This is a genomic window from Candidatus Fokinia solitaria (genome assembly GCF_003072485.1).
Taxonomy (GTDB): Bacteria; Pseudomonadota; Alphaproteobacteria; order Rickettsiales; family Midichloriaceae; genus Fokinia; species Fokinia solitaria.
Map to the genome: position 1 here is coordinate 538217 of NZ_CP025989.1, position 22879 is coordinate 561095.

Consider the following 22879-nt stretch of genomic DNA (forward strand, 5'->3'; position numbering starts at 1 on the left):
GCGAGATACAAAAAACTTATTTAAATATGCCATGCAAAGTACGTCACATAAGCTGTGACGTACTGAAGTTATTACAGCAGTTTTTCAAAATCTAAACCATCACTGCATTTCAAATAGCGAGGCAATATATCATAAAATCTTCATCATATATTGCCACGCATTCTTATTAACTGTGTTCTATTCCTCCATCTATTGTAATATCTGCCTTGTGCTCATTATATTCATTCATGATAAAATAATCTGCACCTCCAACTATAGATACAAAGAAGTCATCCTTCGTAATTGCAGTATAACACGTCTCCATACTATATGTAGTATATACAGCTTCACTAAGATCTCGACAGAAATACTTACTATTGAGCAGTTTTATATACAAATCTTCCTTATTCTCTAAGTGTACGATCACTTCTCTCTCTTGCATTATCTTCATTGAATCCTTCACTTTGTTATGATCATTAGCAGCTCTTTGCATAAAATGAGCTTTTATCTGCTCATAATCTATTTTATAGATACTGCTGTTCTGCATCATACCATATAACTCATCCCAACTCTTTATAAGAGACTCTCCACTATCTAATAGTATTCCATACCCCTTTACCTTCGTATTAAGAGAATCGCAGAGTATCTGTAATTTTTCTGCAATCAGCGAATTAGATTCCTTTTGAAATAGCGAGAGAGCACAGTAACTCGGCACTGAGTGTAGCATTTTTCTTGCATCCATATAATAAGCACGACTCGCATCTAAAATTGAAGCGCATTTATCTAATTCACGAACTCCAGCAATAAACTTATCATCCGTCTCATCAGAGTAGTAACATAAGAGCTCATTATCAATAGAACGCTTCAATTCCTGAGAATATAAGCCAATTATTTTATATTCAGCTAAGAAATCACGACTCGACCATTCCTGTATTTCCGCTTTCTGTGCAGAGTATTTCTTCAAGTGATCACCACAAGCAGTAATCTTCTTCCTTACTGCATCGCGTATATCATAAGGCAGCGTGCTTAACTCTCTTCCGACAAACTCATTAATTTCCGTTTCACATTGTTGCATTGCACTAATCGCTTTATCAAAGAAGTTCACTTTTTCATTTTTCAATCTTCGTACTGACGCTTCATAGCTTTTCACTTTATCATTCGCATATTCGATAACTTTTGATATCGCATCCACTTCTGATTTAACAGCATTATACTGCATATCTAAGCCTTTACAACGCTTCGTAATCGCAGACTGATCAGGAAGCTCTGTAAGTACATGCTCTATAATGCCCATACAAGTGCTACTTTCAGTTAACTCACTGCCAAAGCCATACTGCGCTATCGTGTTACTAATCTCTTCTAAATCTTTATGATACAATTCTATGATCATTTGCGGCAGCGCATTCTGAATATCTTTAACGTTCGTATCACTGATCAATTTCGCTAACACAGAAGCACTTGAATATAAGTCAACTTTCTTCAGTGCGCTACTTTTCTTCAGTGCGTTTACAGCTAAAATTTTAGGCATTACATTATCGAATCTCTGATCCCAGTAAGTGAAAGTCTCTGTCATGTAATTCGTCCTAGAATGCACTACTCCAGGCAATGTGTCGTCAGTAATATCTAATATGTCATTTCTAAAATCATTCTTTACATTTTTTAACTTCGAATCGTCTGCTGTGTTATGCGATATCATTCTAGCAATAACAGAGTCAAAATGACTGCTTAGTTTTCTCTTTGTATCGTCATGCCATCCTTGCAACTCAATACAACGTAATCCGGAATAATGTAAGGTAGACTCATATGATTGTTCCATTCCACTAATATCTTTCTCACGCATCTTATACTTAGATGGCATGGTAATCCTCTGTTCTGTAAAGTGACGAACATCACTTAGACAACTTTGAACATTGAATTCCATACTTTTTCTAAATCCATCTCGTACTATGAGCCATATATCATTTTTAACATTCTCATCTTGTCTAAACTCTTTGTTTTGCGCATCAAATATTACATATTTACTAAGTGAAACATATTCTCTTCTCATTACAAAGTTATTATTTATTTGCTCTATCGCTTTCGATTTAGCTACAGCAAATTTCGACTGCAGCTCTAATAAGAGGATTTTATGCAACTCAAGATTATTAGAGTTAGTAACAGCTCTACCATAAGAAATTTCATTAATGCTATTAATACTGCTATCCAATTCATCCTCCGCACTTCGTATATCTTTCTCTTCTAGCATTGTCAATTTTCCAATCCTCTGCGCTACAAGTTCTGTTTCAGTGCTTAATTTTTTTAACGCTTCTGCATACTCACTTCCTACTACCATTGCTACGCTGCGCAAATCTCCAATTATACTTGCACCGAAATTAGACACTCTATTATCTACTTCATCACAATCATCACTATAGCGATTATGGCATAATTCTTTCATCACAGCATATTCAGCGCTGTTCTTTACATCATCTCTAGCAGCAGCAACATAAGATTCGTAAACAGCAATATCAATTGCATTATTTATAATAAGAGGCGTAATTTTCAAAATCTTCTCATTCAAAGCTTTTGTACTTTTCTCTAATAAACGTTCAACATTATCAAGCGCCTCCATATGCTCTCTATGCGCGAGATATGTCTGCATCTCTCTCACTTTATTGCTAAGTAGCGTATGTATAGTTTGCTTTTTGCTTTCAATTTTTCGAGCATTCTCTTGCAAAATAAACTGTAGCACCTTTGAATAATTCATAACGCGCTCATCATTAAAAGGTACTACTTTTTCACAAGAATTACCGCTTGGCAGTGTATTACCTAAGCTTTCAATCTCTCTCGAGAAAGCAATATACTCGTTCTTTTTGCCACTCCATCCTTTATTTTGACCAATTTCTTCTCTAATAGTCTCCTCTTTTTTAGAGAGCTGACTCGCTTTCTGCTCTAAATTCTCCAACTTGCGCAACATACTACCACACTGCGCTATAGCACTATCATATTCTCTTACAGCAGAGTAGTTTACAGTACTCTCATAATTAGATATCGGCTTTAAAAGTCCATCTTGCAATTTTTGCTGATTCTTTGCAATCAGTTCATATTTGTCCTTCACATCATTATACCTCTCAACTTCGACAAGAGACTTTTTATGCCCTTCTAATACCTTCATAATATCAGTAAGGTAAAACTTCTCTAAACGAGATGCTTCAGCAGCAGCACTTTGTTTTAAAACATTCATATAATACGAAGTACGCAAGTCACTATGCTCAGCTTTAAGTTCAAATTTATAAGACGTAACGTACTCAGTTAGACTTTTAGCTACAAGTGCATAAGCCTTCTCCATCTCTTTCCTAAAATAAGATATGTCATCATTGTACATCGATGTAACAAGTTGCCTAATTTTTTGCATACTAATATCTAACTCTCCACTCGCTAAATTTCTACCTGCTATAAATTTATTCATATTAGCGTTGGACTTACTGATCATATCTTCCTTCTGCTTTGCGGTCCAATCTCCACTACTAGTACGATAAGCTCTATAATCAACGTTATAATAAGAATATACCCAAGAAACAGCTTGTATCATTTCTAAAGAATGCATTCCTATCCCATTCTTCTTTGCAAAATTAGAAAGTTGTATATAATTATATCTATCAGTCTTAGCCGTCTCTACATCTTCCTTTAACTTTTCACGAAGTTCGGAATCAACTCCTGTAACGCTATCACTACCTCCTAACGAACTATCAGCATTCAAACTCAAAGGTGCTAACTTTTGTGATAATAGTTCTGTAAACTCTTTCTGCTGAGAAACAACAGTATCTCTCATCTGCTTAGTATGATACGAGTAATAGTACTCTCTTGCATCTTGCATGTGCTGATACTCCGTTCTAAATGATGAAAGAATATCATCTATTTTAGATGAGAACGTCACGTCATTAACTTTATCGATACTCTTCAACTCCTTCTCTAAGTATTCAATCTCTGCCCTTCTCTGTACTATGTGACTTTGTTCGTAATACTTGATAGCTTCCATCTCACTCTTCTCACTAAGTCTATGCTGTAGCAGCTCATTCAACAAACTGCGATACTTATCTATAGTTTCATGATTCGATGGATCTGCTTTTTGCATTTCAAAAAGCTTCATTTCTGAAGATAATCTCCATTTTTCTTGTTCGATAAGAACTTTAAATGCTCGCTCTATTACAGAAACTCTTTGTAAGAGTTCTTGTTCTATACCATCACTAAAGTCTTTCTCATGCGCTCTACATAATTTCATCAAATGATCATTTAAAGCATTTGCTATCGAGATCGCTCTTGCATGCTCATTAAAGGCAAGCAAAGGTGCGCTATCGATATTAGCTATAATGCCATTTACATCCAGCGTTCTGCAAGAAATCGTAGCATACTCGCAATCTCCATTAATTTTACTTATAAGCTGTTGAATGCTAGGGGAATATTTCTCATCCTTTGCAACAAGAGATTGCACGTCTTCATATGATTTAATATTTCCATCTTGCAGCTCTTTCTTTATATAATTTACAAGCTGTCCCGATAAATTTTGAAGATTTTTAATATCTACGCTCAGTTTTGCAGAGCTCTCATCTTCTGTACGTTGCAATCTTTTAAAATACTCGTTATCTGCTCCATGTTGCGCTTTATCATCTCTATCCTTGTCGCGCGGAAATGTCTTTTCACAAACAAGTTTCAAAAAGTCTGGAATCTTATCGATACCACATTCCTTAGCTTTTTCCTCGGACATCTTTGTGTTCATATCAGCTAATAAGTACTCAACATTATAGCTATTACTGCTTTTCTGTAACTCAATACTAAACGGATATTGTCTTTCTGCAATATTTGCAAAGCCATGAGTACCTTCTACTGGACATGATAAGAAAGCACTATATCCAAACGCCATACTATTTTCATTTTTCAAGAATGCAAAAATCGTAGCGTCTGTAGCAGCAAACTCACTCAGTGGAATTGAAGCAGTTTTCAAAGTTCTCAATTCTGCAGCGCCGTCAGATACAATATCCTTAATTTGTTGCAATTTGCTAATAAGTGCACTCTGTAAGCTTTGTAGTGCTTTATCTGTTTTTCCACCTTCATCAGAGATTAATTGAATATTTGATAAATCTAATTTTGCTATAAGCTTCGCTACTGAATCTATGTCATCGAACTTCAGAATATCAACATTAAAGATCTCGTACTTAGACAACGAAGCAATCATCTTACATACCTTCAAAAATGCACTTAGCGCATCTTCCATTTTTTTAATGTAGTTTATAGAATTCTCTTTCTTATTTGTTTTATAAAGTAATACGTTATCTAAAAATTTAATAAAATGAGGATAACTCGCTATCATTTTAGCATCACTAAGTATATTAGCAAAATCCTTGTCAGCTAAAACATCCTTCAAATTTCCATATATTAGCTCTTCAGCTCGTATATTTATGTGAGTAGTATTAAAATTATTGATATTCTGCGTTACAATCTCCTCTGATAACTGCTCATTCAGCACTTTTAATTTTTCTTGTCTCTCTGCAATTTGTTTGTCTAAATCTTCTATGATACTGCTATTCTCAGCAGCTTCTGCAGCGGTAATGATATTGCCGTTATTTTCGCTATACCATTTATCATACACTGCTATCGCTTCATCTATTACTTCTGCGCGCTGCTGAACGGAAAACAGCTCTTCTATCATAGCGTCTCCAATCATCATTTTAGGATTATATGACGGCTCATTATCCTCTATAATCTTATGTATTGCACTTACCAAACGCGAATCAGCGTTAAACAATTTCAAGAAACTAAATACCTGACGCAATACAGTCGTACCTGCTATATCTGAATTTTCTTCTTCTCTTTCTGCAATATACTCAGCAATGCTCTTATCGCGCTGCTCTATATCAAGCTGCAAAAATCTTTGAGGAATAACATCAAATTGCTCCAATAATCTTACAAACATCTCTTTTATATCGAGTGCTTTATTATTAGACTCAATGAACATTCTCTCTGCTGAAGCTGATTGATGCAGGTAGTTCTTCATCTCGGAGTATATAGTGCTCATAAGGCTCACTGGCTCATCGTCTCTTAGATACGACCATATAGTTTTTACTTTGAACGATACTGTTTCTAATTTCTTTAACGAATCTGCAGCATCATGTATTTCTTTAGAAAAGTCAGATGAAATAGCTTCATGTGCTATAAGAGATTTCTCCATTATATCTACTAACGAGAAAAGATCTTGCGCATTGACCATATCATTATCACCATCAAGATGTTTTGCCATCTCAACCACTAATGAAAATAACTTCTCTACCTGAGTCTCTATAAAGCGTGAAATATCGCGCTTCATATTTTTTTCAGATTCTTCGCTCTTATATTGTATATTACTTAATCTCTTTTGTAGTGCCGCTCTATGAATTGCATTCTCTTCTGAAGGATCGATAAAATAGCTACTAAGATAGTTACTAATACGGCCTATTACCCCAATAGTATCACCTATCTTTGAATCAGTAGCTTCATAAGAAGCAACTACAGCACGTATTAGCTTTTCTTTCTCTTTATTATTGAGATTGTCATTCAACCACTCGATAGCATCATTATCTTCTTTTGCAACTATAGACAAAAGATCTGCAAGACGATACTGCGTATCTCCTAGCGACTTGAGGAAAGCTTCATCATCAATGTCTAGGATATTTACGTCTATATTAGGATTTCTAATCACATCATCACCTCGTACTTGCGCTTTTTCTAAAGCATCTTTAATTTTATCGAACTCTTCTGCCGTTAGCACGAAATCTTCAAGAAAATCTTCTCCATTCGCAACAATTTTCTCTGCGAAAGCACGTAAGAAGCTATAAATATCAGGCATAACTTGATTACGAGCACTAATTCCTATTCGATCTGCGATATCACATAACTCATAAGTACTGAGGGATTTGAGAGCACCGATCATCTTCTCCGCAGAAGGAGCTTTGTACGACTGATAACTGTTAAAAATCGCACTGCCAAGAATATTCCATTGTTGTTCTGTGACCTTCTGACGTAAGGACGTTATAGCTGCTTTAAATTCCTCTGGTTCTTTCGCTGTCAACGTACCAAGTGAATAATCCACTTCTTCGGTAACAGATTGCGTTTCTTTATTAAAACGCTTTTGCACTTGCGCTTTGAATGAAGAAGAATCTTTTATAGAAAAATCACCAAGACCAAGCTCTTTAAATAAAGTAGCAATATCCTTATTAGCACGAACTACACCTAGATGTATTACAGTTCTCAGATTTTTTAATATCTCAGCAGTATTTTCATCGAAATGCTTTTTATAGTTATTTAATTCACTTTTCGCTTCTGAATACTCGCTCACAGTAGCATATATTCCTCCAAGCGACTGCTGCACTTTTTCGAAATCCTTCACACTTTTTGATAAAGAATCTCTACGCTTTGTTATTACCTCTACTTCTTTCTCTATTTTCTCTTTTTCTACTTTCGGTATAGCTACTGATTTCTTTAATTTTGCCGCAAATGAGCGAACAAAGTTATTTTCTACTGTACCTAAAGCATATTTCTCAAAATCTAAAACACCGTCGCGGAAAACATACTCTTTTATATCTTGTATAATTTGCGCATTATAAACTCCTCCAATTAACGCATCTACTCCAATATCTTCTCTAATGCGATAAATAGCACTCGAGAAAAGGCTTACTACTTCTGTATAATCATCAGGATTTTTACCTTCATTTCTTAAGAGATTATTACAATAATTACGTACCGCTACTTCATTTTCACTTTTCCAAGATGAACTGATGAATGAAGCTTCTGTATGCGCAAGACATTTAGGGAAAAGTTCAGAGTAATAAAAATATTTTTCAGCAAAATCCTCCATGCTCTTCATATCGTATCTTTCGCTGATCGCTGCAAATGCAATAGTTTGCAACGGTATATACTCAGGAACGATCTCATTCGCACCTTCTAACAAATTAGATTCTTTTGCACTAACTATAAAGCGTGCATATTGCTCTTTCAAAAGCGCGACAAACATTTCTGCAATATCGGCTTGCTTCATATCTAATTTTTGCGTTACGTACTCTTTAAATTCATCGAAAATACCTTGTAAAGCTCCTAATCCAAATACTTGACTTAGCACTTGATCTTTTACTAAGAAAGCATGCATAGAAGATATATCACCAAACTGCTCAGCTGAAATATTACTTAATTTCTCGCTCAGATAATCATGAATACGTTTTACACTAGATTTAGATAATTTCTCTGGTACAAAAATTTCATTCCATTCAACACACTGCATTTCAGCAAGTAACGCTTCAATACGCTGCATTTCGTTACTATTCGCTCTGTCTTGATATTTCATAATATTACCATTTCTCAAAGAGCAAGATACGAAATTGGTCAATACTTGAGCAGCAAGCTGTTGAGAAAGTGAAATTTCTACATCCACTTCCAATAGTGGCGCCATAAACGCCTTATTGATATCACTGACATGTAAAGATACAGCATTTGAGAATAAACGCGCTGACGAATGATGTTGTATCACTGTATCAGTAAAAGCATTCTTAATAGCACTAAGATCGTTTACGATACTAGATAATTTCTCTTCTAAAATTTGAAGTGATAGCTTGCCTCCATGTGCTTCTTGCAGTGCATTGATACTTATACCTTCTCTACCTGTAGCAGCAATAGATAACTGATTAACGACAACAATGAAAAGATCTATCTTCTCTCTTGTCGTAGCATCAGAACGCGAATATGTGGAGAATATAGTATGCGCAAATTCCGAAATTACATCTTTCATTCCGAAGTGAGACGGAATCATCTTTCCTAATCTTTCTCTGAAAGACTCTGTATTAGGAAACTCCTCTGCACCTAGCTTATGCACTACATCTGCAATATTTTGCCAGAAAGCTTCTACGATAGAATTGGAATTTCTTTCGATCGCTTCTTCAAGTTTTACATCACTATCATCGCTAAAATCACTGCTATTCTTCAGAGCATTGAGAACACCATCAAAATCATGATGCCATTTACCATACGTTTTCTTCAACTCATTTCCATATTTCTCATACTCTTTACTGTTCACCATGCTTAAGTATGCCATTTTTACTATCTCACTAAATGACATATACTTTCCTGCTGCGTACGAATCCGATATCGTACGGTATTGCTTCGTAAAAGTATTCCACCAATGTTCTCTATCTAGCGTAGGCTTATTAAACCAATTATTTCGCAAGTAGTTATCTTTGATATTTTTAAGAGTTTTAAAATTCTGCAGCTTATCATTTTCTGACAAAGTGCTATTTTCACTATCATATTTCAACAAGTATCCTACTAAGACTTTCAACTCATTAGCTATTTGATGAGTATTTTCTATTTCTCGTACTACAACTCCTTGGTGGATCAAATCTGTAATTTTCTTTTGTACTTCAGTTCTTATGCTAATTAAAAAGTCATTCTCAGTAATATAATCTTTACCAAAAACCTCTTTTACTATGCTAGATATCTTATCTTTACTTTCATTCGCGAAGGATACGCTACCTCTTGCTGCAGTTTCTACCTCTCTTATGTCCAAATAACGAAATGCATCTGTCATAAATTTTAGAGCTTGGCGCATGATTTCGCTGTAATATTTTCCTGGCAAAGCAAGTTTTTTGAGAGCTGTTGCTAAGTTTATATAATCTACAAATCTATTTTGGAAAACAGTTTTGCTTTCTTTTGACGTAACATTCAAACCAAACATTCCAGCAGTATGAATACTTAAAGCACGAAATTCTGCTGCATCTTCTACTAATAATCTGGCATTTTTCTCAAAATTCGCCAATTCCTTATATATTTCATCTCTTGCGCCAATGAAGAAACGTTTCATTTCTGCCTCACTTAGTGAAGCTCCACCTAATGTTTTCTTCCATTCATCTAAGGTATTATAAGTCGCACTTACTTTCGAAGTTAAGGCATTTCCCGCTAAATCTTCTATAGTGCTATCATAAATTTTACTGATATTATCCATCGCATCGCTGATGAAATTTCGTACTCCAACATTTGTGCTGGTAGTAGATAATAGAACAGCTTCTACGATAGAAGGAGAATCTTTAGCAGGTACCGCAAAGAAGGACGTTAAAGCTTTAGCAAAAAGCTTATCTGCTGGAGTTCTATTTTTATCGTCTTGTAAAAGAGGAAACGATGCACTATGAGATAACTGCGACGTAACGCCAAAGATTGATAAATCTGTATCTGACATCGTAGCTGACGCTCTATAGCCTGTTAAAGCACGAGGAAGCTCTTCTAAGAAAAGCACATCATTAGCTTTATCGTTTATCACTTCCATAAATTCTGCTTTCGTATTCCTTCTTCCTTGCCCCGATTCAAGTGCATTAAAAGCATCATAAGCAGATAATTGCATCAACTCTTTGTTGTATAAAAACTGATATTGCAAGGCTTCGTAAGCATCATAAAACGATAAAGACTTTATCTCTTTAAAAAGCGGATATTTTAAAAGCTCTTCCTGTGATTGGATAAAATTCTTACCATTTACAGCATCTCTGTAAGATATGAGACTTTGAAGCATCTCTCTTTCTTTCACTAAAGCAGGGTTAAGCTCTTGCAATAAAGATTCAATTAGCTCATTAGCGCTATTCGCATATTTGCGATGCTCTTCCGTAATAGGAGATAACTTTTTCATAGTCCCCTTTATATCTTTTAGATATCTTGCTACAAAAACGTTGCCTCGAGAAAGATTCTGAGAAAGATCTTTCCAGAATTTAGTAACTTGCTCTTCGAATTGCTGTAAATCAACATTAAAGATCGTAACAAGCGCTTCTAGCTCTTTTAATAATCTTGACTCACTATACTGCTCACCATCAGCAATAAGTTCTCGTACACCTTTCAACAACTCTGTAGCGCCAGCCTGATTATCTTTCGCGACATATGTACTATCAACAAATTTTCGTAAATCTTCAAGCAATCCTTCACTATTACTTTTCCTACCATTTGCAATAATTTGTTTCAAATTCTGCAGAAACTCTGCAGCTTCATTCCAGTTATTATTAACTGCATTAATATCGATAGACGATTGCAAAGTATTTAATAATATCTTCGCATTTTCTTGTCTATCTTCTAATACACTTATATAGCTATTAAGCAATTTACTTCTCTCTTGAAAGCTGAAGATTTCATTTGATATAGAGTCTAAATATGAATTAATTATACTTTTACCTTCTGCTAATTTTCCTAAATCTACTACACTTTTATCAGTAGTAAGAGCGTCACGTATTGCTTCGAAACGCATATTGAATGACGGATTTGTCTTATCGTTTGATATCTCCTTTAAAACAGTAGAAGTAGAATTAAGAATTGAACCATCATCCGCAACAGCTGCTTTCAAAAATGGTACCGCTTCATTTATAATATCGCTTTTCTTCGCTTGTAGCACTTGTTCAAATTCTTTAATAACCCTCTCTATTGTAGCTCTATTACTTTTATTAACTAAAATCATCAATTCTGATTCTTTATATCTGTCTACTATACCATGGTAAATATCAGAGATAGTAGCAACTCCTCCACTGATATATAAATCTACTTGATTGATAAATGCTTTCACAGAACTGCTATCTTCCGCAGTAGTAAATTGAATAACATGCTTCATAATCTGCAATATCTTTTCCAATTGCTCCTTCTCTTTGATCATTTTCATCACTTTCTCCGGCAAAGTATGAATGAGCTTATCTTCTAAAGCACTAAACTCACTTCTCATATTCGCTACATCTGTGTCAGACAATATCGCTTTACTAGCAGCTAATTTATCAGCAAAATTCAAATCCGTCAAAAGAGCAGCTCTACTTACATTCGATGCTATTGTTGAGAATAATGGATCATTCCATAGAGTATCATCAACCTTTACTGAGTTACCTTTCCATGCCTTATAACTATTTTGTAAACTAGTAACTTTTTCACTAATTTTAACGCACATCCATTTCTCTTCAGGTGAAATAGAATCATACTTATACTGTATCTCTTTCTTCGATGCCTCTTTTTTTGAAGTTGCACTCTGAGACTGTTTTATAGCTTTGAAAGCTTTATCCTTTACCAGCTCTACCACTGCTGAATTACCGCTATAAACTTTCTTCACATATCTCTCAACTAAGTCCATTTCCGCTTGTATTATATACTCACGATATCTGTCTCCACTATCTATAGATGCCCATAATACAAGGAATAATTTATCAAGAGCGACTTGCTTCCGATCGCTACTAAACCAATTTGTAAGCGCTTCTTTTACTACTAAATTTTTGTTTTCCGATAATCCCAATTTTCCAAGGTACTGTATAATTGCATCAGATGTCTCCTCTTTATCTCGAAGCGCTAATAACAGACGCTCACAGATTTCTTGATCAGACTTATACGGCCAAACATGAGAAGATGCAGAATCACCTTCTTTTAGATAAGAATACAGAGATTCTACCTCTTTTCTTAGAATTAAACCATCTTTTGAGTAACTACTATCTTTCCAAGCATTTTCAAGCTTCTGTACACTCTCATCAAAGATCGCTTTCTCTTTCTCATAAGAAGGATGAGATGTAAATAACAGCGAATAATTTTGAATTAGCTTATTAATATCTTCAACGCTTCTACTTAGTCTGTCATATAAAACTCTTTGCGCCATACTCAGCACAAAAGTTATATCAAATACGGAATACCGTTCCGCTGCTTTATCCACAATTCCTATAATTACTTCATATGCTTCACTCTCATTTATCTCTTTTTTCAGTAAAAGATCTTTCAATGCAGCAGGAGTGATAATATCAGCATTACTTTTATCAAATAAATTACTTAACACTGAATCAATATTATCTTTTCTTTGTATAAAAGAATTTACTACCTTTTGCATCTCTTTTGCATAGTGCAAACGATATCCAGTATAATCATAAAGCGCTAGCTCGCTACTATCAAATTTTACATCAGAAACGTCACATACTGCACCATTATCGTACTTCTTAAATTGTGAAAAATTGAATATAGTTTTAGAAATACATTTTTGACGAATATAATCAGCAAATGACTCACGATCATTTCCAGAGCACCTCCTTCCTTCATCTAAGATTTGCTGCCGTAACTCCGCAAATATGAGATTATGTGATAATTGTAAAGGTAGATTTTGTTCCTGTTCCAATAGTTCATTCTTCAACTCCACTGCAATCTGTTCAGAAATCAGTACATCTTCTCTAGCTAATGATATAATAGCGTCATTTACATCAAATTTTTGATATAACGCAGAATCAGGCAGCATATTACCAACGCTTTTCAAATTCTTTTCAAATTGCGCTTGAATATTCTGTACTTTTTCTAAGACCAAGACGTATTCATTATGTATTGTTGTATAAATGTTTTTCTCTCCGCTGCGCACACCATCTAAGATTAGCTTAGCTTTTTTCTTTTGATATTCATTTAATAATACACGCGCTTCATTTTTTAACTGCAGATGAGATAACTTCGTATAAGAATGCTCTAAATTATCGATAAGAGAACCGATAGATAAATCATCAATCTTCGCTTTTAATATATTACTATATGCCGTAATTAATTCTTTAATAGAATCTGACATATCTTCATTATAAGCAACTTCATTAACATATCTTTTATAATTAATTTCCTCTATCTCATCTTTGATTTTTCCTAAAAGAGCTGTGAATCGTTCTTTATTACTATTAAAAGCTGAAGCTATCTTATTTTGTTCTTTATTCACCAACTCTATGATATCACCTCGCTCCATTAATAATACGTCCTGATCATACTTTTCAAGCGAAGCTAAAAGAGCACTTCTTATACTATTTGCTTCAAGTATAAGCGCAGCTTCTACAGCATCGTAATTTCTCTTAATATTACCTATCGCTATCTTCATCTGATTCTCTTGAGTAGAAATAAAACTATTCATCTCCACTTTTAAAGCTTCCATTTCCTTTAGCGCTTCCTTAGTTTCGAAAGCTTCATACTCACTAAATTCCTTCATCTTTGAAACATAATTTTCAAAAGGTTCAAGGGCAAGCTTCACGCTATTAGATTCTGTTAAAGGAGCAAAGTTGAAATTTTGAAATTTCAAGCTTTTGAAAAGCTCTTTCATAGATATATCAGTTATCGCTTTCTGAAATTCAGCATAAATCTTCACAACATTCTCTCTCCATTCACGAATCTCAACTTTTATATAAAGATTTTTGAGTTTTACATCAATTGCGGTAGTAGCCTTATCCAATGCATCTCTGGAAAGTGCAATTTTAGACGACAAATCTTCGATTTTCGCTTCTGATGAGAATTTATGTAATTTTCGCTCTATAGCTTCAACTTTTCTTTTAAATACAGCATCCCATTTGCTTATAGCGCTCTTTTCAGCTTCTAAAACTTTAATATGAACTTTATGATTCCTTACATGCTCAGAAGTGATTCTTAAGTTAGTACTGATAACTTCACGCAAGTTGAAGCCTTTCGTATCTTCTGCTACATCTCTTCCATCGTCAATATAACGTAATAACGCATATAGCTCTTTTCCAATTTCATGAAGTTCAGTGGTAGCAAAACCAAAAATATCTAAATTTTTGTAATACTTCTCAGATAATTCGTATACATCTGCAATTTTAGAATCACATCCTAAGCTTTCATTATTCGAAAAACATGATATTTGACGTAATTCTTGTGCACTTTTAAGTTTATTATCTGCAATAAATTTCTCTCTGACTTGCTTCACTCTACCCTTTGCTTGTTGAAACCACATAGCGATCATAGAGGTAGCGCTAAAATCTTTGATTAATGTTTTCTTAAAAAGATCGAGTTCTTGCGCTAACTTACCACTATCCTGTAACTCTATTATGTATGAAGCATACTGCGCAACCTCTAATTCTCCTCTACTCTTTTCTATTACTACTTCGATAGGTGCGTATAATTTATCTTTCATCCCAGCTTTATAAGATGAAATACTCTTATGCAATTCTTCTAATGATTTTCTGTGCAATATACTTCCTCCTATTGAAGATGGCTTTAGTATCGATGATAAAACACCTCCTTCGTTATCGCTTTGCGATTGCTCAGATGCTCCTAATTGCCCATTCAAGAGTCTGACATGAGCTTCTATTTTCTCCAATAGAGTATCCGCCTGCTCTTGAGAATTAAGACTATCTTCTTGCAAAATATCTCTTAATGTATCATCTCCACTTTGAACTCTCTCTTCAAGAATAGAATACCAGCGCGCTTTTTTATCCATAACAATAGAAAGAGCATCACTGCGTGAAAGAACCTCTTCAAGCGTCTCTTCAAATTCCTTTAATACCGCAATTTTATCTCCTAATTCTCGTTTTTTGCTTTCATAATCTTCTACTTTATGTGCTGTAGCTTTTTGCTCTTCCAAATAATTTTTCAGTCTCTCATCTGTTATCAAAAGCGCATCTTTAGTGATATTTGCAAAAAATACATCATTCATCAAAGAAGATAAACTAGCCTCTGCTTCCTTTAATTTGATATCAAATTGTTCTTGGGTATTTTCTAGCAATTTACTGAGAGCTGCTATCTCTTTTTCTTTTTCATGTAACTCACTCGATGAATACGGAATAACTGCTAAAAGTCTTAACGATTCAACTTTATCTCTCTGAGAAATTAATTCTTTCTGCGTATCTTCGATTGCTTTCTTAAAGTCTTCAACAACTCTATCGCGCACTTCTCCCAGAGCACTCATGCACACATTGAAGTTATTGATAACAGATAACCCTAAATCAGCAGCTGCAACACTGCCATATATCATCTGTGCTCTATGAATTTGCTCAACATTATCGACTCTAAGTTCAATATCACCAAGTACATCCATATTATAAGATTTCCACTTTTTAATACTCTGCAAAAGCTCTTTTTCTCTCTCTACCAAGTTATATTGCGCAATTAAAGATGTTCGTTCATCTGCAAGTGTCTTAGCTATTCTATCTGCGTCATGCTGATCTTCCACTCCTTTTGAAAGAGATTCATCCTGTTTAATCAACTCATAAGCTTCCTTGATTAATAAAGCATTCACCTGTATTGCATCCTTCCGATATTCAAAGATTTCTTCTTCTATAGAAATGAAATCTCCAAACTGCTCTACATGCAATTTTTCATTTAATAATGCATCTTGCACACTTTGCCACATAGTGCCATTTATCGCTGCTTTTTCGAGATTTGACATCTCTATGTTGAATTTCTCAGCTTCTACGGGATAGCGCAATACATGTTGCCACAATTTCTCTCCTATCTCTTTTTTATTACTTATGCCACTAATTATCTTCTTTATTCTATGGAATTTTTCACTTTCTTCATTAGTGAAGAATTCTTGTATAACGTCTATCATCGATCTCGTTATATAGCCGGTAGCACTGAATGACATTACGCCTTCTTCAGTAACAAGATCGCCTAATGCTGCATTTATATCCTCTTTTGAACATCTACTCTGTTCATCTTTACATTCGATAAACAACGCTTCTAATTTCTCCGTAGCTTTAATTCTCTTACTTTTCTCAGCATCTATTGCTTTATCAAAAATAGCTATAGCTTTTGGCTGAAGTGTATATACTAGTTCATCAAATTCATCATGTAATCCTATAATATCGTCAACGTTTGTTTTATGTAAAAGTGCTATCAATTTATTATAGAGTTCCTTACTTTCTTTATTTGCTTTCCACCAATTTCCCTCTAAAAGCGACTTTACTTTATTATCTACATTAGCTAAATAACCATAAAAATGCGTACGAACTACATCAGAGAATGAGTTACCTATAGCAGCCTCTTTCGAATGAGATACTGTATATTTAATGCCATGCCTTTTGTCATGATTTTTGATCTTATTAAAGAACTCTTCTTCAGTAGTAGTAAATTGCTCTTGTAGATCTTCGAAAATCTTCTTAGCTTCTATGTATTGAACCTGTTCATCAATATTCTCTTTCATTTTTACGAATTCGTCACTTTTCTTACTCCAAGTTATAATAATATCCTGAAGCTTCTTTATCATTATCGATAAATATTCCTCTTTTACTTTTACAAAATATCCATCAAACGTAATATCAGAAGTAGCGTCATTCCAAGATATGCACTGTTCATCTTTCACAAATATATTAGAGTTCGCTAAATGATTTATTCTCTGCCCAACTTCTATTATAAATTGACATTTTGCTTTTAATTCACTTTCTCCAGCTTTCAATAAGCTATCTACTTTTTTTCTTAATTGCTCATCTTTCTCATAACTACTATGCGAAAGATCTTGAATCGCTTGAATTCCTTTATAACTAGGAAATTCAGCTTCTTTAAAAAATTCTTCAAGACGTTTAAATTCATAAACTTCCATAGTAAATTTTTCTACTATCTTCAGCACCTCTTGCCTTACAGACGATATTTTTGATGTTGTATAACCAGCAATAGCTTTACAGAAAGTTTCTGCATCTGCAGCCCATTGTAATATCTCGCCAATTAGTGCTTTTCGCGGAAAAGTTGAAGATAACATCTCTTTTTTACCACTTCTCTCTACGATCACAATTCCATTTAATGCTGTTCTCGAGATAGTCTTCAATAACGTTTCTAAGTCAAGTATTTTTTGTTCAGATTGCTCCTCGAGTACGTTCACAAGATCTCTCAAAGCAACACTATTACGTTCATTCTCTATATTTGCACTACCTGTAAAATAACCATTTAGCGCAAACTCAAGATTTACCTTTAGAGAAGTAGATTGTACGAATGATGCATCTTTCCGATTCTTTCCAAAAAGTGCTATCAATTCTTTTAATGATTCTTCAGAAACATCATAGAGATTCACTGCATCAGAAGAAACAAAAGATGAATCTTGCAGTGTTGAAAATTTCTTCTCTAAAGCTATACGCTTATTTAGATATTCATCATATTGTGAGAAGCTGGTAATTTTATCGAATAATTTCGCAAATAATGCAGCATTTTCACGATATACGCTACCCGATAAAGTACCTTTAAAAGAAATTCCTTTGTTTAATGTGCTATAAAATTCACTAAATGAATCTGACACAGTCTGTATCATTGCAAGATTCGCCTTACTCGCTTTTTCTAATTCAGAAGAAGCTAATTTTACTTTATGATACACGTACATCTCTATATCTAGAGCTGCTTTTAAAAATTGTAGTAATTGTGCCAAAAGTACAATTTCAAATTCTGATGCGCCTTCTTTCGCTTTTTCTTTTTTTATTAGATTTCCAAAAGTCACTTCGGCAGAACTTAACGCGTCGAATAAAGAAGCTCTTGCGCTTTTCATTTCAGCGGAAAATTCTTCACTTTCCATAATATATTGCTCCAACTCAGAATTCATTACATCGCTTCCTCTTGATAGCTCTTTTCCTGTAGCGATTTCTATCAATTTACTCTTATAAAGATATCCACTGCCATTATCATTAGGAAATTTCACCTTTCCAAAATATTTCTTCGTATCTTCGATCTCAATATTAGAAGGCACTACTGAAGTATTGTATCGTGTATATAACTGCGTTACGACATCATCATCTACTGAGAACAGTTGTATATTTTTTTGCTCCATTACAAATAAGAGATGTTTCACTCTACCACTGTCTTTCAGATGAGATACAAAAACATCATACTCGGCATCACCTATAACGAGTTTTACTCGCTTATACTGCAACAGTGCAGCACTAATATCTAATGTAGTACTTTCAGTAATAATACTGTCAAGTATTTTATAGAAATCATCATGCTGTACACTAAAATCTCTGCTGCTAAAACGACTATCACCAATAATTACTGTACCTCGCGTAACATTACTCTCAAATAAATTAGACTTAACGTATTCTTCATCGCCTACAACGACAATAGCATCTTCGATATTGAAAAGACCGTCCTTTCTGTAATACGTATTACGCGAAGAAATCTCTAATCCAAGAAATTTTTTCACACCACCTTTTACAATGCCGTTCAAATCGCCTAGCACTGCATAAGCACTGCTTGCTAAAGCCTTATCTGATACTTTTTTCACTTCTCTTCTATTGGCAACATCAGAAAATACTACATAAAAGTCCTCTTCATTATTTTCAAAAACCAAATACACATTTCTTTCGTCTTTTTCATATTCATTAAGCGAAAATTTCAATGCAAGTTGCTTATTAGAAACAGCATAACATACGACGTCTTTGATATTATGCAAAATAAAAGCACCTCCAATACCTTTTAGTATTTCTGCTATTTCTTTACTTAATACGTGAACATTTGGTTTTCTATCCATTAGCCACTCTAAATCCATAGCAGAAAGCTGTCCATCTGCGACTTTAGCAAAGCCCATAATAACATCATCACTAAAGTCGTCTACTTTACCAGATAATGCATTAACTTCATTGGTAAATGCTAAATTTTCAGAATATTGAACTTTAGCTCCTTTCTCTACTTTACCATTATTAATGATATAACAATCTACATCCTGTGACTCTCTGAAAAGCATCACTGCATGCTCAACACTATCAGCATTGATAACAATTACATAAGAATCTTTGTTATCCACAGTATTAGTATATTTGAGCACTTTATAAGCTCCTACAGTAATTCCGAATTTTTTACTGAAAACATCTACTATGAAATGATTCATATCTTCTAAAAATTTTTCCTTTTCTATCTCACTAATCTTATCATCAAGATCGCTTTGCCTAAATTCTGAATATACCATACCGTTAATAAGGCTTATTATTGCATCATTTGTCGCAAAAGAACGCGGTATGTTTAGCACGTGATCTGGTTCTCCGATAAATTGAACCATCTTGCTGGAAATAACATCATCTACATAATGCTGCACTTTTCCAGCGTCATCGATATAATATAAACCTCTACCACCTTCCTCATCTGATATATGCATGATTGATTCATTTTGAGTCATTCCGCTCTCACTTCCAGAATGAGATATTACAATAATACGCACAGTACCGCTTTCGATAATAAGATGCGCAAAGCTTTCTCCCTCAAATTTTCCAAATTTGCCATTCTCCTTACTTCTGTCTACTATTTCTGATAAAATACGCTCATTGTCAGACTTTTGCACAAAAATAAGATCTTCTTGAGTATCTTGAGAAATACCGTTATCCGCAGCATCTTCAAATTCAGAAGGATTTTCATCTCCTCCTACTTCTGATGTAGTATGATTGTAATTAGACTCTTGCTCGAAAGTAGGTTTTTGCTCAGTATCTTGGAAAGTACCGTTATTCGCAGCATCTTCAAATTTAGAAGGATTTTCATCTCCCCCTACTTCTGATGTAATATTGTAATTAGACTCTTGCTCGAAAGTAGGTTTTTGCTCAGTATCTTGGAAAGTATCGTTATTCGCAGCATTTTCAAATTCAGAAGAATTCTTATATCTTCCTACTTCTGATGTAATATTGTAATTAGACTCTTGCTCGAAAGTAGGTTTTTGCTCAGTATCTTGGAAAGTACCGTTATTCGCAGCATCTTCAAATTCAGAAGAATTCTTATATCTTCCTACTTCTGATGTAATATTGTAATTAGACTCTTGCTCGAAAGTAGGTTTTTGCTCAGTATCTTGGAAAGTACCGTTATTCGCAGCATCTTCAAATTCAGAAGAATTCTTATATCTTCCTACTTCTGATGTAATATTGTAATTAGACTCTTCCTCAGAAATAAATTCTTCTTCAGTACCTTGGAACTCTTCCTCAGGAATAAATTTTTCTTCAGCACCTTGAGAAATACCGTTATTCGCAGCATTTTCAAATTCAGAAGAATTCTTATCTCCTCCTACTTCTGATGTAATATTGTAATTAGACTCTTGCTCGAAAGTAGGTTTTTGCTCAGTACCTTGGAACTCTTCCTCAGAAATAAATTCTTCTTCAGTACCTTGGAACTCTTCCTCAGAAATAAATTCTTCTTCAGTACCTTGAAAAATACCGTTATTCGCAGCATCTTCAAATTCAGAAGGATCAATACTACCAATTGATTGCGTCTCCTCTAAATCCAGGTGTCCAATAGCAAAATTTATCACTGCTCTTCTACCATCATCAGTACTCATCATGTCGTACTCTGTAGGAAGATCTTTAGATTCAACACAAAAAGAACGTAGATTGAATGTAAGTTCTACAGCGCCTACTAACTGCACTGCATTATCATCAGCATGATATAACGTATACCCTGACGCATCTTTAGAAATTAAGAATAAATCATCAATTACATATAACTGAGTAGTAGTCTTCGAATGAGAAGCAGTATTCTTAATAAATACACATCGTAATTCTGCATTAAAAACTTCTATACCAGCCTTCTCACATAATTGACGATAGAAATCTCTATAACGCTCTTCATCACCTTCCTTCCTATTACTAACCTCTCTTTCATCTTCAGTAATATAATGAATAAGCTCTTCATCACTTTGCTTTTTACTCTCAACATCCTCTCTCCTACCAACATTCTCTCTTCTTTTATTATCAGCACTTTCATTAGTAATATCTAATTCAAATAAACTTGTAATAAAGCTCTCAGACATTAGCGATATTTCTTCTGTTTTCGCAGTAAAGAAAGGAATTTTTGAATGAGGCGATTTAGAGGAATAACATCCATCACCACAGTGAGTACTAGCGCTCTTAAGCTCTATAACAGGCTGACCATTATTCTCTGTAACATAATACGCAGTATAATGATCATCTTTAGTAAACATGATAATCAACTTGCTATCATTACCTACATTGATATTTAAAGTCCAAGCAATAGCGGTATGATCACTTTGCTCTACCACTTTAACAATATAGTAATCGCTTAATTTTACAGAACTATCCTTTTTAAAATCTTCAAGTGCACTTTTTATAAATTCTCGATATTCAATATCTTGAAAATATAATTCAATTGAAGCACCTTTTCTCTTCAGCCGAGGTAATGACAATAATTGAGAAGGTTTAAAATCATGAGTAGTAAAATCTAATTTTTCATCAACAAAATACACGTCGGACAAAGAGATATTATAGCCAAAGAATTCTTGATCCTTTCCTTTTTTTATCGCCTCCCAAAAAGCAAAATTCCACAAATTTTCTACATCATCCTTGAAACTTCCTAAAGAATCATATTCTCGATCATATGCTGTTATAACTTCATCATCTTTTATTGAAGTTGCTACTATCGTAAACTTCTCTTTATCGTTTCGAGAAAAGATTAAATACAAATCCTTCGAAATTTCTGTGCTAAGTCTAACTGCTATAAAATTAGCTTCAATACTTGAAAATATATAATGCGATACAGATTTGAGCGACTTCTTAATATCTAATTCTTTAGCAATTTCAGTAATAATATCATTTTTTGGCAGTGGCTCTTTCTGCATATTCCCTCCTTCTATCATATTTACATCTAAAGCCTCTGCTTCTACATATTTAAGCGAAACACCTTCAAAAACCATCTTAGGAAGATAAGAAGGGATTCGGCCAATATCGCCTTTTCCTCTTACTTCTAAGAGCTCCTGCTGATTAAATTCTTTTATCAATTCCGCGTATGTAGCGTCAAAATCTTTTGCATATTTTAGCAAGAACGCCTGTTCGATCTTCTCTTCACTCGCATAGTACGGTGCAATATTCTTTTTTCCGATTTCTACTATAAAGTACCCATGCTCATCACGAGCAATCGCGTAGTACGATTCTTTAAATCCGCTACTAGTCTTATTTTCATCTTTAGATTTGCTACTCTCATCTATATATTTCACAAACTTCACATCTTCTTCCGGAAGAGAATCCATCGTAAAATTCACCCCTCTTTCTTCATATCGCTCTTTAAGTTTCTTCAAAAGCGAATCACTAAAAGGTAATTTTCTCAAATGTTCATCACCAAAAGAAGAGTCATTCTTCGTATGCTGTGTCATTGCTTTTTGCAAATGTGTATCAAAAGTATCAAGAGGATAGTACCA

1 protein-coding gene is annotated in these 22879 nt (G+C 34.3%); it reads right to left on the minus strand.

The annotated features are described in order from the left end of the window. Positions 1 to 166: 166 nt before the first annotated feature. Positions 167 to 22834 (minus strand): coiled-coil domain-containing protein, encoded by a 22668-nt coding sequence (locus Fsol_RS02515; RefSeq protein ID WP_108673324.1) that lies wholly within the window; start codon positions 22832 to 22834, stop codon positions 167 to 169. Between the last annotated feature and the right edge of the window lie 45 nt (positions 22835 to 22879).